The sequence below is a fragment of the Mesorhizobium sp. BE184 genome, assembly GCF_031457045.1.
In the GTDB taxonomy this organism is placed as follows: domain Bacteria; phylum Pseudomonadota; class Alphaproteobacteria; order Rhizobiales; family Rhizobiaceae; genus Mesorhizobium.
Genome location: NZ_JAVDVU010000003.1, coordinates 243,021 through 256,660, shown reverse-complemented (window position 1 = coordinate 256,660; position 13,640 = coordinate 243,021). Strand labels below are relative to the sequence as shown.

Genomic DNA, 13,640 nt, shown 5'->3' with positions numbered 1-13,640 from the left:
GCTGGTCGGCCTTTGCTCTAGACCAAAGTCGGGGCAAGGTCACGCGCAATGACGACGCGAGATTCGCCCTTTTCTTCGGCCGCGCCCGTGTTGGTGCCGATGCCGGCGGAACGCCCCTACACCTATGCGGTCCCGGCCGGAATGCGCGTGGTGCCGGGTTCGATCGTGCGCGTACCGCTCGGACCGCGCCTCGTCGCGGGCATCGTCTGGGATGGCAAGGTCGAGGAGCTCGATTCGAAAAGGCTGCGGCCGATCGATCACGTTTTCGACTGCCCTCCCATTTCGGCGTCGATGCGCCGTTTCGTCGACTGGGTGGCGCAATACACGCTTTCCGCCCCCGGTATGGTCGCCCGCATGTTGCTGCGCGCACCGGAGGCCTTCGACCCGGAACCCTGGATCGAAGGCATCCAGCGTACCTTGGCCGAACCCGACAGGATGACGGCGGCGCGGCAGCGCGTGCTCGAGGTGGCGGAAGGCGGCATGGCCTGGACCCGCTCCGGACTGGCGCACGCCGCAGGCGTCTCGTCCACGGTGATCGACGGCCTGCGCGGACAGGGCGTGTTCGAAACGGTGATGATCCCGCCGCGGCCAGTCGTCGCCGCACCCGATCCCGGCTATGCGTTGCCGGATTTGACGCCGGACCAAAGTGAAGCGGCCGAGATCCTTCGAACCGGTGTGGAAGCGGCGGAATTCGGCGTCACCCTGCTCGATGGCGTCACCGGCTCCGGCAAGACCGAAGTCTATTTCGAAGCCATCGCCGCCGCGCTGGAAAAGAGCGGACAGGTTCTGATCCTGCTGCCGGAAATCTCGCTGACCCATGCCTTCCTGGAGCGTTTCCAGGAACGCTTCGGGGCCAAGCCCGCCGAATGGCACTCCGACCTGCCGCCGAGAATGCGTGAAAAGGTCTGGAGGCAAGTGGCGGAAGGCAACGTGCGCGTCGTCGCCGGTGCCCGGTCCGCGCTGTTCCTGCCGTTCCGCGATCTTCGCCTGATCGTCGTCGACGAGGAACACGATCCCGCCTATAAGCAGGAAGACCGCGTCTTCTACAATGCCCGCGACATGGCCGTGGTCCGCGCCCGTATCGGCGGCTTTCCAGCCGTGCTCTCGTCGGCCACGCCATCCGTCGAAAGCCGCGTCAACGCCGAGCAGGGGCGCTACGCGCGCGCCGTCCTTTCCGGCCGCTTCGCCGAGGCGGCGCTTCCCGCGCTCAAGACCATCGACATGCGCCGCGCGCCGCCGGCAAAGGGCGGCTTCCTCTCGCCTCTGCTGCTGGCGCAAATGCGCCAGACGCTGGAAAAAGGCGAGCAGTCACTGCTGTTCCTCAACCGGCGCGGCTATGCGCCGCTGACGCTGTGCCGGGTCTGCGGCCACCGTTTCGGCTGCCCCGTCTGCTCTGCCTGGCTGGTCGAGCACCGCTTTCGCGGACAACTGATTTGCCATCATTGCGGCCATTCGGAAAAGCGCCCGGAAGCCTGCCCCGAGTGCGGCACGTTCGATCATCTGGTCGCCTGCGGTCCAGGCGTCGAGCGCATCGCCGAAGAGGTCGTCGAGCATTTTCCGGAGGCTCGCACCATCGTGTTGTCGTCCGACCTGATGGGCGGCGTGCGCCGCCTGCGGCTGGAACTGGAAGCCATCGCCCAGGGCGAGGCCGATATCGTCATCGGCACCCAGCTTGTCGCCAAGGGCCACAATTTTCCCAACATGACGCTGGTCGGTGTGGTCGACGCCGATCTCGGTCTTGCCAATGGCGATCCGCGCGCCGCCGAACGAACCTTCCAGCTTCTATCGCAGGTGACAGGACGCGCCGGCCGCACCGGCAAGAAAAGCGTCGGCCTGCTGCAGACCTTCCAGCCTGATCATCCGGTCATGCGGGCGATCGTATCGGGCGATGCCGAGAGTTTCTACGAGCGCGAGATCGCCGAGCGCGAGCGGGCCGCCCTGCCGCCCTTCGGCCGCCTTGCCGGCGTCATCGTCAGCGCCGCGACGAGGGCGGAGGCGGAAGGTCATGCCCGCGGCCTGCGCCGCGCAGCGCCCGAAGCCTCCGACATTTTCGTCTTGGGGCCAGCCGAGGCGCCTCTGTCGCTGCTTGGGGGCCGTCATCGCTTCCGCCTGCTTGTACAGGGCGAGCGCCGCGCCGATATGCAAGGCTTCCTGCGCGCCATGCTGGCGCAGGGACCGAAGGTGCGCGGCTCCGTGCGCGTGCAGGTGGATATCGATCCGCAAAGCTTTCTGTGAGAAGTTCGGCCATGAGGAATTCGCGATGAAAACGATTGGCCTGCTTGGCGGCATGAGCTGGGAATCGACTGCCATCTATTACCGCCTGCTCAACGAGATTGTCCGCGACCGCTTGGGCGGGCTGCATTCAGCACAGTTGCTGCTGCATTCCTTTGACTTCGCCGAGATCGCCGAACGCCAGCACGAGGGCGACTGGAAGGGCGCTGCCGCCCTTCTGGTCGAAGCGGCGCGCAAACTGGAGATGGCAGGCGCTGAAGGCCTCATCATCTGCACCAACACCATGCACAAGCTGGCGGACGAGGTACAGGCGGCGATCTCGATTCCCATCGTCCATATCGCCGACGCCACCGGCGAGGCGGTGAAGAAGACCGGCGTCAAGCGCCCGGCCCTGCTGGCCACCCGCTTCACCATGGAGCAGGATTTCTACAAGGGCCGCCTGGCCGAGCGCTACGGTTTGGAGCCGGTCGTGCCGGACGAAGCCGGGCGCGAGATCGTCCACAAGATCATCTATGACGAGCTTTGCCAGGGTCTGGTCATCGAGGCCTCGAAGGAGGCCTATATCGCCGAAATCAAGCGCATGTGGCTGAACGACAACATCGACGGCGTCATCATGGGCTGCACCGAGATCACCATGCTGATCGGCCAGCGCGATTTCGATATGCCGGTTTTCGATACCACCCGCATCCACGCCGAAGCGGCGGTGGCGTTTATGTTAGGCTGATCCCGGTCATGCGGATACGCCGCGTGGGAAAAGGCTACCCGCGAAGATCGGCAGCTGTGAGCATGTAGGCAGGGCTTTGACGGCCATTTGCATAGGCCTTCATCGCTGCCTTGTGGATAGAGCCTCGCGCGGCATCGAAAGCGGAAAGACAGCGCGCTTCGGCCATGTCGGCATCGCCCCGCGCCCCGCTAAACCCAAGCGCGGCAGCCTCGACGAGGAAACGCACCTCGAACATACCGTCATGACCCGTAAAGCGCACCGCGTTTCTGATCTCGTCGAAACTGCGGCTGGGATTGGGAAAGCTGAGTGTCATGGCCGTGCCCGTTCTGTGTCCTGGTTGCGTCAGATTGATGTCGGCAGCATGTCGACGCTCACTGCGTCCGTGGATCGCCAAGACGCTCCGATGGGCGCTCCGCAGTCTCAAAGGCAAATGTCAGGTCTTGCTCTTCCCACGCGGCGCGGTAGCTCCCGAGGTCAGTTTGACCTGACTGCCGAATGCAGTTTCAGCTTTCGGCGGCGCTTTTTCCTGCTTCGGCTTGCGAATTTCCCGATTGCTGTGTTTCTGTCCCTTGGCCATTGCCGAACGTCCTTTCGATGAGGGTGGAATCTTCACCGGCAAGTGGCATCGCCACCAGCTCGAGATTGTCTTGCGTCGTCACCCGCTCGTGACGTTCTTCGTCGCTGCGGATTCGATATTGAAGCGAACCGCCACGCGGCGGCAGTGTGCCCGTAATGTGGAAGATGTCCGCGCCCGCACTGGGCATTCCAAGACCGCCACGCAGCCGCACGACTTGGCCGATGGCGAAAAGATGCACGGCGGCTTCGCGCCGGACAGGACGGAGATTGCTTAGCATGGTGGTCGTGGCGATCATGGTTGTTCCTGGTCCTTTTGCAGGGCGTTTTCGAGAACAGCCGGATCGACGGGCACCATGTGCCGGGTCAGGCTGTTTGCGGCAATCGCCGGCAGATGAATGAATGTGGCAACGCGTCGCCAGGCAAGATGCGACGCGCCTTCCAGAAGCTCCTCGTCCTGGTTGACAACGTAGTCTCCCGCTGGCTGCAGCGCATCGAAGCCGTCCAGCGCGAAGGGCGAGGAAAAATGAACGATCTTTTGCGTGGAACGGCTTGTCATGGTTGCGGTCTCCGCGGGATCCCACTCAGCGCTCCCGTGCCGTCCTGTCCGAACACCGCGTCATCCCCGCGCTGGCAGTACATCCGTGCTCAGCGCCGATGATGATGCAAGGTTCGAACGGAGCGGCATGCCGCTCCGGAAAGGCGCAGCATGTGCTTCGAGAATTTGGTGATGATGGCGGGTCGTAGGTCTCTGACACCGCGAAGCCAATTCGGCCAAATCAACAGACTTATAAATAGATTACAATCGAATTCTTTTCAAGAGAAAATGTCACTCGCGGCAATAAAAACACCAAAATACTTGTCGATAGGAAAATGAAGGGAAAATTGTCGTTCTATTTATTTTAATCGCAATTGACGGCTTCCGGTTGGATTCTCATGAGAAATCTGAACGATATTGTATATTCCTGCGACCCCGCCGGTTGCTGGGCGTGCCGTGGGAACCGGCTTGCTTGCGCCCGAAAAAGCTCCGGCAGGTAAGGGCAAAGCGGGTCCGAAAGCTGGTAAGGCGAATTCCAGGCAAAGTCTCGATTGCATCGCCGCCGCGCTTGACTTCCGCGCTCGTGGTCCTTCAATTCCGCAAGCGCAGTTGAGGGGACCGCGATGGAATTTTCCTTTCCGTGGCCGATGAGCCAGGGCGAATGGCTGGCCTGGTCAAGCGCTGTGTTCACGCTGGCGTTGGGGCTGCTGCTTTTTCTCGCACCCGGCATCGGCTTTAGGCTGCTCCGGCTGCAGCCTAAAGAAGGAAAGCCGCAAGCGATCGCCGAAGGCCGGGCAAGGATGTCCGGCTTCTATCTCGGCGTCAGCCTCTGCTGCATCCTGCTTGCCCAGCCCTGGCTCTATATGGCGCTGGGTTTCTCATGGGCCTTCACCGCCTTCGGCCGCCTGCTGTCCATGATGTCCGACGGCGCCAACACGCCTTACAATTGGACCGCCCTTGTTCTGGAACTGGTGCTGGCCGCCCTGCCCCTCGCATTCGTCTTCGGCTTTTTGCCCTGAATCGCCGCGGATCGGTCGACCTTCGCACGCGGCATGCGACAATAGTGCCTGAAAACCATTCCCGCCGATGCATTGCGGTCCTAAAAGGGCTGTGCTAGACGGCAATCGACTTTCGGCCGGGGTAGCGGAAGCCGCTCTCCCGTGCTTGGAAAAAAGCAGCAAGGTCAAAGATTTAGCCAGAGTTCGTACTCGCGCCAACAATCTGCGGCCTGTCAGACAAGAGAAAAGACGGTCCGTGGCCCAGTCCTCCTCACCAGTTTCCGGTGTCGCAGAACGCTATGCCAGCTCGCTGTTCGAGCTTGCCCGGCAGGAAAATTCGATCGCCAGGGTCGAGGCCGATCTCGGCCGATTCGAGGCGCTGCTCGATGGCAGCGAAGACCTCCAGCGCCTGATCAAGAGCCCGGTGTTTGCCGCCGAGGATCAGGCCAGGGCAATCGCCGCCATCGTCACCAGGGCAAAGATCGCCGGGCTGGCCGGCAACTTCCTCAAAGTGGTCGCCGCCAACCGCCGCCTTTTCGCCGTGCCTGCCATGATCCGGGCTTTCCGCAGGATCGCCGCCGAGCATCGCGGCGAGGCCGCCGCCGAGGTGACTTCCGCCCACGCGCTGACGCCGGCGCAGGAAACCGAGCTGAAGACCACGCTCAAGAAAGTGGCCGGCAAGGATGTGGCGATTGCTGTCACCGTCGATCCATCCCTGTTGGGTGGCCTGGTGGTGAAGATGGGCTCGCGCCAGATCGATACGTCGCTCAAAACCAAACTCAATTCGCTCAAGCTTGCACTGAAAGAGGTCGGCTGATGGACATCCGCGCCGCGGAAATTTCCGCAATTCTCAAGGACCAGATCAAGAATTTCGGCAAGGAGGCTGAAGTCTCCGAAGTCGGCCAGGTGCTGTCCGTCGGTGACGGCATCGCCCGTGTCTACGGCCTCGACAACGTTCAGGCCGGCGAGATGGTCGAGTTCCCCGGCGGCATCCGCGGCATGGCGCTCAACCTTGAAAGCGACAATGTCGGCGTCGTCATTTTCGGCAACGACCGCGACATCAAGGAAGGCGACACCGTCAAGCGCACCGGCGCTATCGTCGATGCCCCCGTCGGCATGGGCCTTCTCGGCCGCGTCGTCGACGCGCTCGGCAATCCGATCGACGGCAAGGGCCCGATCAAGGCCGAGAAGCGCATGCGCGTCGACGTCAAGGCGCCCGGCATCATTCCGCGCAAGTCGGTCAACGAGCCGATGTCGACCGGCCTCAAGGCCATTGATGCGCTGATCCCGGTCGGCCGCGGCCAGCGCGAGCTGGTTATTGGCGATCGTCAGACCGGCAAGACCGCCATCATCCTCGACACCATGCTCAACCAGAAGTCGGTCCACGACAACGGTCCCGAGAAGGAAAAACTTTACTGCGTCTACGTCGCCGTCGGCCAGAAGCGCTCGACCGTCGCGCAGTTCGTCAAGGTACTGGAAGAGCGCGGCGCGCTGGAATATTCGATCATCATCGCCGCCACCGCTTCCGATCCTGCGCCGATGCAGTTCCTGGCGCCGTTCACCGCCTGCACCATGGGCGAATATTTCCGCGACAACGGCATGCACGCGCTGATCAGCTATGACGATCTGTCGAAGCAGGCCGTCGCCTATCGCCAGATGTCGCTGCTGCTGCGCCGCCCGCCGGGCCGCGAAGCCTATCCGGGCGACGTGTTCTACCTGCACTCCCGCCTGCTGGAGCGCGCCGCCAAGCTGAACGACGATTTGGGCGGCGGCTCGCTGACCGCCCTGCCGATCATCGAGACGCAGGCCAACGACGTGTCGGCCTATATCCCGACCAACGTGATTTCGATCACCGACGGCCAGATCTTCCTCGAGACCAACCTGTTCTTCCAGGGCATCCGTCCGGCCGTGAACGTCGGTCTCTCGGTTTCCCGCGTCGGGTCGGCCGCTCAGGTCAAGGCGATGAAGCAGGTTGCCGGCTCGATCAAGGGCGAGCTCGCCCAGTACCGCGAGATGGCCGCCTTCGCGCAGTTCGGTTCCGATCTGGACGCCGCGACGCAGCGCCTGCTGAACCGTGGCGCCCGCCTGACGGAGCTGCTCAAGCAGCCGCAGTTCTCGCCGCTCAAGACCGAGGAACAGGTTGCCGTCATCTTCGCCGGCGTCAATGGCTACCTCGACAAGCTGCCGGTTGCGCAGGTCGGCAAGTTCGAACAGGGCCTGCTGTCGCATATGCGCTCCGCCGGCAAGGAAATCCTCGACGCCATCCGCAAGGAAAAGGCGCTGTCGGACGATCTGCGCGGCAAGCTCAAGGCCGAGATCGACGCCTACGCCAGGACCTTCGCCTGATTTGACGGCGAAACGGACGAAAGACGCAATCGGGTTTGAAGCATGCCTTCGTTAAAAGACCTTCGTAACCGTATCGCCTCGGTCAAGGCGACGCAGAAAATCACCAAGGCGATGCAGATGGTCGCCGCGGCGAAGCTGCGCCGCGCGCAGGAAGCGGCGGAAGCGGCAAGGCCTTATTCCCAACGCATGGGCGCGGTTCTCGCCAACATCACCCAGGCGGTTGGCGGCGGCGGCGATGCGCCGGCGCTGATGACCGGCACCGGCAGGGACGACACCCATCTGCTCGTCGTCTGCACGGCCGAACGAGGTCTGTGCGGCGGTTTCAATTCGCAGATCGCCCGCCTCGCCCGCGAGCAGGCCCGCCGGCTTCTGGCGGACGGCAAGCAGGTGAAAATCCTCTGCGTCGGCAAGAAGGGTTATGACATCCTTAGGCGCGACTATGCCTCGCTGATCATCGACCGCGTCGATCTGCGTGAAGTGAAGACGCTCGGCTTCGTCAACGCCGACGCCATCGCGCGCAAGGTGATCCACCTCTTCAACGAAGGCGCTTTCGACGTCTGCACACTGATCTACTCGCAGTTCAAATCGGTTATCAGCCAGATCCCGACCGCGCAGCAGATCATCCCGGCGGCAGTGCCGGCTGCGAATGGCGAAGTCGCCAGCGACAGCGCCGTCTATGAATATGAGCCGGAGCCGGGCGAAATCCTCTCCGATCTCATCCCGCGCAACATCTCGGTGCAGATCTTCCGCGCCTTGCTGGAAAACGCGGCGGGCGAAATGGGCGCCAAGATGAGCGCCATGGACAATGCGACGCGCAACGCCGGCGACATGATCAACAAGCTGTCGATCACCTACAACCGCCAGCGGCAGGCGCAGATCACCAAGGAACTGATCGAAATCATTTCGGGCGCCGAAGCGCTCTAGCATGGTGCAGCGGCGCCGCTTGGCCCGCGCCTCATGTGAGAAACAAAGGACGAGAAAAGGGTAAGGACGATGGCGAAAGCAGCGACCCCAAAAGCGGCAGCACCGGCCAAGGCGGCAGCACCTGTGAAGATGGCCGTCAAGGCCCCCGCCAAGGCAGCCGCGCCGGCTAAGGCCGCGCCGGCCAAGAAGGCCGCGGCTCCGGCCAAGGCCGTGGCGGCAAAGAGCGGTTCGGCGACGCGCGTAAAGGCGACGGGAGCCGCCGGCAAGGTCCGCCAGGTCATCGGCGCCGTTGTCGACGTGCAGTTCGACGGCCATCTGCCGGCCATTTTGAACGCGATCGAAACCGAGAACGTCGGCAACCGGCTGGTTCTGGAAGTCGCCCAGCATCTCGGTGAAAACACCGTGCGCTGCATCGCCATGGATTCCACCGAAGGCCTCGTCCGCGGTCAGGCCGTCTATGACACCGGCGCTCCCATCACCGTTCCGGTCGGCCCCGGCATGCTCGGCCGCATCATCAACGTCATCGGCGAGCCGGTCGATGAGGAAGGCCCGGTCGACGCGACCGAGAGCCGTTCCATCCACCAGCCGGCCCCGACCTATGTCGAGCAGTCGACGGAAGCGCAGATCCTGATCACCGGCATCAAGGTCCTCGACCTGCTGGCTCCTTACGCCAAGGGCGGCAAGATCGGCCTGTTCGGCGGCGCCGGCGTCGGCAAGACCGTGCTGATCCAGGAACTGATCAACAACATCGCCAAGGCGCATGGTGGCTACTCGGTATTCGCCGGCGTCGGCGAGCGCACCCGCGAGGGCAACGACCTTTATCACGAGTTCATCGAATCCGGCGTCAACAAGAAGGGCGGCGGCGAAGGCTCCAAGGCCGCGCTCGTCTATGGCCAGATGAACGAGCCTCCGGGCGCCCGCGCCCGCGTCGGCCTCACCGGCCTAACGGTCGCCGAATACTTCCGCGATCAGGGCCAGGACGTGCTGTTCTTCGTCGACAACATCTTCCGCTTCACCCAGGCGGGTTCGGAAGTGTCGGCGCTGCTCGGCCGCATTCCTTCGGCTGTGGGCTATCAGCCGACACTGGCCACCGACATGGGCCAGTTGCAGGAGCGCATCACAACCACCACCAAGGGTTCGATCACCTCGGTGCAGGCCATCTACGTGCCCGCCGACGACCTGACTGACCCGGCGCCGGCGACGTCCTTCGCCCATTTGGACGCGACGACGACGCTCAACCGCGCCATCGCCGAAAAGGGCATCTACCCGGCAGTCGATCCGCTCGACTCCACCTCGCGCATGCTCGACCCGATGGTCGTCGGCGAAGAGCACTACCAGGTCGCCCGCCAGGTGCAGCAGACCCTTCAGCGCTACAAGTCGCTGCAGGACATCATCGCCATCCTCGGCATGGACGAGCTTTCGGAAGAGGACAAGCTGACGGTCGCCCGCGCCCGCAAGGTCGAGCGCTTCCTGTCGCAGCCCTTCTTCGTCGCCGAAGTCTTTACCGGCGCGCCGGGCAAGCTCGTCGACCTCGCCGACACCATCAAGGGCTTCAAGGGCCTTGTCGCCGGCGAATACGACCACCTCCCCGAGGCTGCCTTCTACATGGTCGGCACCATTGAGGAAGCGGTCGAAAAGGCGCAGAAGCTGGCCGCGGAAGCGGCGTAACAACGGCAATCGGCAATAGGGAGTAGGCAGTCGGGTAGAAACGGGGTTCGGAGATGCATTGTGCGATTGCCGACTGCCCACTGCCGACTGCCTGAAAAACATGGCTGAAGCTTTCCAATTCGAACTCGTCTCCCCCGAACGCCTGCTCGTTTCCGAGCAGGTCGAGTCGGTCGTCATTCCGGGCGCCGAGGGCGAGATGACCGTCATGGCCAACCATGCGCCGGTGATGACCACGATCAAGCCCGGCGTCGTGACCGTGAAGGCCGTCGGCGGCCAGGAAGAACGCTATGTCGTGTTTGGCGGCTTCGCCGACATCCTGCCTTCGGGCTGCACGCTGCTGGCTGAATCCGCCGTCGCGGTGAAGGACATCGACCGCGCCGACATCGCCCGCCGCATCCAGGAGGCGCGTGAAGACGCAGCCGACGCCAAGTCTGACGAACACCGCACCAAGGCCGAGCAATTCCTCGACCAGCTCACCACGCTGGAAGGCGCGATCCTGCCGGCGTAAGCATTTCCGGCAAGCTCCCTATCGAATGCAAAAAGCCGGGCATCTGCCCGGCTCTTTTGTAAGCGACGCCCACAATGGACGCGTTGTCACCGTGTGCAGGTGACGTCGCCCAACTCGTTCAACTCAACGCCTCCACCGCCCGCATCACGCCGCGCAGTTCCGCCAGGCCTTTGAGCCGGCCGATCCAGGTATAGCCTGGGCTTCGGCCGCCGCCGACATCGTCGGTCAGCGCGTGGCCGTGGTCGGGCCGCATCGGCAGTTCCCAGTCGGTGCGGCCCGCCGCCTTGCGCCGCCGCTCCTCGGCGATCAGCACCGAGACCACCGCAACCATGTCGGTATCGCCGTCGAGATGTTCGGCTTCGTGGAAAGAACCGTCCGGTTCCTTGGTGACGTTGCGCAGGTGAACGAAATGGATGTCGCTGGCGAACTCCTTCGCCATGGCGACCAGATCGTTGCCCCGCCCCGCCCCGTAGGAGCCGGTGCAGAAGGTCAGCCCATTGGATGGTGACGGACAGGCTGCCAGCAGCCGTCGCGCGCCGTCCGCGCCGGAGACGATGCGCGGCAGGCCGAACAGCGAAAAGGGAGGATCGTCGGCATGGATCGCCATCTTGACGCCCGCCTCCTCCGCCACCGGCACGATTTCGCGCAGGAAAGCGGCGAGATTTTCGTGCAAGCCGTCGGCCGTGATGTCGCGATACTGGTCGAGCGTCCTGCGGAAGCTGGCGCGGTCGAAGACAAATTCCCGCGCCGGCACCCAGCCGATGAGGTTCTGTTCCAGCTTCGCCGTGTCGCTCTCGCTCATCGCGGCAAGCCGCTTTCGCGCCGCTTCGATGCGCTCAGCCGGATGGTCGGCCTCGGCGCCCGGTCTTTCGAGAATCAGCACATCATAGGCGCAGAAATCGATCATGTCGAAACGCAGCGCCGTGCCGCCATGGGCCATCGGATAGAAAAGGTCCGTCCGCGTCCAGTCGGTGATCGGCATGAAATTATAGCAGACAGTGCGGATACCGGCCGCCCCCACCGCGCGGATCGAGGCTTTGTACTTGTCGATCAGTTCGCGGAAATTGCCCGTCCGGGACTTGACATTCTCATGCACGACGATGCTTTCGACCACATCCCAGGTCAGCCCCGCCGCTTCGATCTCCCCCTTGCGCCGGGCGAGTTCATCCGCCGGCCAGGCGCGCCCGTCATTGAGGTGATGCAGCGCGCTGACGACGCCGACAGCGCCGGCCTGCCGCACATGCGCCAGCGTTACCGGATCGTCCGGCCCGAACCAGCGCCAGGTCTGTCTCATGCAACCCTCCCCTTTTCAGCCAGGACGGCCAGGACGGCCGTTGGTCCGTCGCGCCGCAGCCTGTCGAGATGCGCCGCGGTCAATTCGATGAGTCTGTCCCGCCCGGCCCGGTCCCGGGCAAAACCTGCAAGGTCGAAAACGGCCCGCGCCATCTCTGTCGCAGGCAGATGCCGTCCGGCAAGGGCTGAAAGCGGTTCGTCCAGCGGGTCTGTGAATTGGCCGCGCAGTGTCCCTCCGCGCATCTCGCAGGCGGTGATCCAGGCGGCGACGGCGAGCATGAGGTGATCCGGCGATGCGCCTGCCTCAAGCCTGTCCAGCGCCGAGCCTAGAATACGCTGCGGCAGCTTCTGGCTGCCGTCATTGGCAATCTGCGCCGTGCGGTGGGCGAGCGCCGGATTGGCATAGCGGCGCGCCAGGCGCCGCGTATAACCCTCCGTATCGAGCCCGGCCGGCAGCGTCGCAATGGCTTCCGCCCAAAGCCCATCGACGAAGGCCCTGATATGCGGATCGGCGAAGGCGCGGTCGACCGTTTCATGCCCGCTGAGCAGGCCAAGATAGGCGATGGCCGAGTGCGACCCGTTGAGCAGCCTGAGTTTCATATCCTCGTAGGCGCGCACATCCGCGACCATGGTGACGCCGAACCGTTCCCAGGCCGGCCGGCCCTGCGGGAACCGATCCTCGACCACCCATTGGCAGAAGGGCTCGGTCACCACCGGCCAGGCGTCTTCCACGCCAAGCAGCGACGAAAGCCGCGCCCTGTCCGTCTCGATCGTCGCCGGCACGATGCGGTCGATCATGCTGGACGGAAACGCGACGTCTTCGGCAATATGGCGCGCCAGACCGGCGTCCCTCAGGCTGGCGAACTCGCTCAGCAGTGCGTGCAACGTCTCACCATTGGCCGGAAGATTGTCGCAACTCAGCACAGTAAGGGACGGTATGCCCGCTTTCCGCCGCCGCGCCAGCGCCTCGGCGAGAAATCCGTGCGCTGTTCTCGGCGCACCAGGATTGGCAAGGTCGTGGACGATATCGGGATGTGTCATGTCCAGCCCGCCACCGGCCGCCCGCAGATAGGCTTTTTCGGTGATCGTCAGCGTGACGATGCGAACGCCGGGATCGGTAAGGACGGCCAGCAATGCCTCGGGGTTCTCAGGCGCCACAAGCAAGGACAGGATCGATCCGACGACCCGCAGCCGCTCACCTTCTCCATCGCGAACCGCCAGTGTGTAAAGCCCGTCCTGCGGGCCGAGCGCATCGCGTGTGTCAGCGCTGCGCAGCGACGCGCCGACAATGCCCCAGTCCGTTTCGCCGGCGGCCAGGCAATCGTCGACATAGACGGCCTGATGCGCACGGTGAAAGGCGCCGACGCCGAGATGGACGATGCCCGGCCGAATAAGCGCGCGCTCGTAAGCCGGCTTTGCCACGTCAGCTGGCAGCGTGGAAAGCGTTCGGCTCGACAGGCGTTCAGGAGACATCGGCAATCCAGAAAATCGACATTGACATGGCACTGGACGCTCTGGAGCCGCGAATGCGTGGTGATCCCGACAGGAATCGAACCTGACCTACAGATTAGGAATCTGCCGCCAACCCGCGCAAAACATGGAAATTCACAACCGATGTCGCGCCCATGTCGCACTATTGGAAAAACATCGCTTCGGCAATAGCCATCTCGCCGGCATCATCCGCAACTCGCGGCAGATCTCCTTGATCGACTTCCCTGGACAAGCGAAAGCCGCCGCATCTTCGCAATCGTCTCCACAACCAACACGCAAAACAAAAGCCTCCGATAAAACCGAAGGCAGTGTGATAACCCTGCGTTTACAGGGGTCCTTTCTGGA

Annotated in this window: 13 protein-coding genes; 8 read left to right on the top strand and 5 right to left on the bottom strand. The window is 63.5% G+C overall.

All coding sequences use genetic code 11. The features are described from left to right. Positions 1 to 48 precede the first annotated feature (48 nt). Together J2X35_RS14890 and J2X35_RS14885 are read left to right on the top strand one after the other, a co-directional pair. A complete protein-coding gene (locus tag J2X35_RS14890; protein ID WP_310186888.1) occupies positions 49 to 2,235 on the top strand; it encodes a primosomal protein N' in 2,187 nt (728 codons plus the stop codon). A 25-nt stretch (positions 2,236 to 2,260) separates the two neighbouring features. Then, the gene (locus J2X35_RS14885; protein ID WP_310186886.1) at positions 2,261 to 2,956 is read left to right on the top strand and encodes an aspartate/glutamate racemase family protein; all 696 of its coding nucleotides are present in this window, start codon (positions 2,261 to 2,263) and stop codon (positions 2,954 to 2,956) included. Between the two features lie 34 nt (positions 2,957 to 2,990). On the opposite strand, the gene J2X35_RS14880 is transcribed toward J2X35_RS14885, so the two are convergent. The 3 genes from J2X35_RS14880 to J2X35_RS14870 form a co-directional block, all read right to left on the bottom strand. Further along, positions 2,991 to 3,269 (bottom strand): DUF1488 domain-containing protein, encoded by a 279-nt coding sequence (locus tag J2X35_RS14880; protein WP_310186884.1) that lies wholly within the window; start codon positions 3,267 to 3,269, stop codon positions 2,991 to 2,993. A gap of 190 nt (positions 3,270 to 3,459) precedes the next feature. Beyond that, positions 3,460 to 3,828, bottom strand: coding sequence for a hypothetical protein (locus tag J2X35_RS14875; RefSeq protein WP_056112134.1), 369 nt, complete (start codon positions 3,826 to 3,828; stop codon positions 3,460 to 3,462). After that, positions 3,825 to 4,088, bottom strand: coding sequence for a hypothetical protein (locus J2X35_RS14870; RefSeq protein ID WP_310186881.1), 264 nt, complete (start codon positions 4,086 to 4,088; stop codon positions 3,825 to 3,827). Before J2X35_RS14870 ends, J2X35_RS14875 begins: the two co-directional genes overlap by 4 nt. A gap of 602 nt (positions 4,089 to 4,690) precedes the next feature. On the opposite strand from J2X35_RS14870, the gene J2X35_RS14865 reads away from it, so the two are divergent. The 6 genes from J2X35_RS14865 to J2X35_RS14840 all read left to right on the top strand — a co-directional run bounded on the left by J2X35_RS14865 (position 4,691) and on the right by J2X35_RS14840 (position 10,511). Next, on the top strand, positions 4,691 to 5,086 hold the full coding sequence (locus J2X35_RS14865; protein ID WP_056112139.1) for a DUF4345 family protein: 396 nt from the start codon (positions 4,691 to 4,693) through the stop codon (positions 5,084 to 5,086). Between the two features lie 235 nt (positions 5,087 to 5,321). Next, entirely contained in the window at positions 5,322 to 5,882 is a 561-nt protein-coding gene (locus J2X35_RS14860) for a F0F1 ATP synthase subunit delta (protein WP_310186879.1), read from the top strand. Beyond that, complete coding sequence (gene atpA / locus J2X35_RS14855) at positions 5,882 to 7,411, top strand: F0F1 ATP synthase subunit alpha (RefSeq protein ID WP_056112145.1); 1,530 nt, start codon at positions 5,882 to 5,884, stop codon at positions 7,409 to 7,411. The genes J2X35_RS14860 and atpA overlap by 1 nt, the downstream gene beginning before the upstream one ends. Positions 7,412 to 7,453: 42 nt before the next feature. Next, a complete protein-coding gene (locus tag J2X35_RS14850; protein ID WP_310186877.1) occupies positions 7,454 to 8,335 on the top strand; it encodes a F0F1 ATP synthase subunit gamma in 882 nt (293 codons plus the stop codon). Positions 8,336 to 8,404: 69 nt separating this feature from the next. Next, the gene (gene atpD, locus J2X35_RS14845; protein ID WP_056112149.1) at positions 8,405 to 10,003 is read left to right on the top strand and encodes a F0F1 ATP synthase subunit beta; all 1,599 of its coding nucleotides are present in this window, start codon (positions 8,405 to 8,407) and stop codon (positions 10,001 to 10,003) included. 100 nt (positions 10,004 to 10,103) lie between these two features. Then, positions 10,104 to 10,511, top strand: a complete 408-nt coding sequence (locus J2X35_RS14840) for a F0F1 ATP synthase subunit epsilon (RefSeq protein WP_056112152.1) — start codon at positions 10,104 to 10,106, stop codon at positions 10,509 to 10,511. A gap of 118 nt (positions 10,512 to 10,629) precedes the next feature. Here the strand turns inward: J2X35_RS14840 and uxuA are convergent, their stop codons facing one another. After that, the gene (gene uxuA / locus J2X35_RS14835; protein ID WP_310186875.1) at positions 10,630 to 11,805 is read right to left on the bottom strand and encodes a mannonate dehydratase; all 1,176 of its coding nucleotides are present in this window, start codon (positions 11,803 to 11,805) and stop codon (positions 10,630 to 10,632) included. Beyond that, positions 11,802 to 13,277 carry a mannitol dehydrogenase family protein gene (locus J2X35_RS14830; RefSeq protein WP_310186874.1) on the bottom strand — a complete coding sequence of 492 codons (1,476 nt, stop codon included), beginning with the start codon at positions 13,275 to 13,277 and terminating at the stop codon, positions 11,802 to 11,804. The genes uxuA and J2X35_RS14830 overlap by 4 nt, the downstream gene beginning before the upstream one ends. Positions 13,278 to 13,640: the final 363 nt, after the last annotated feature.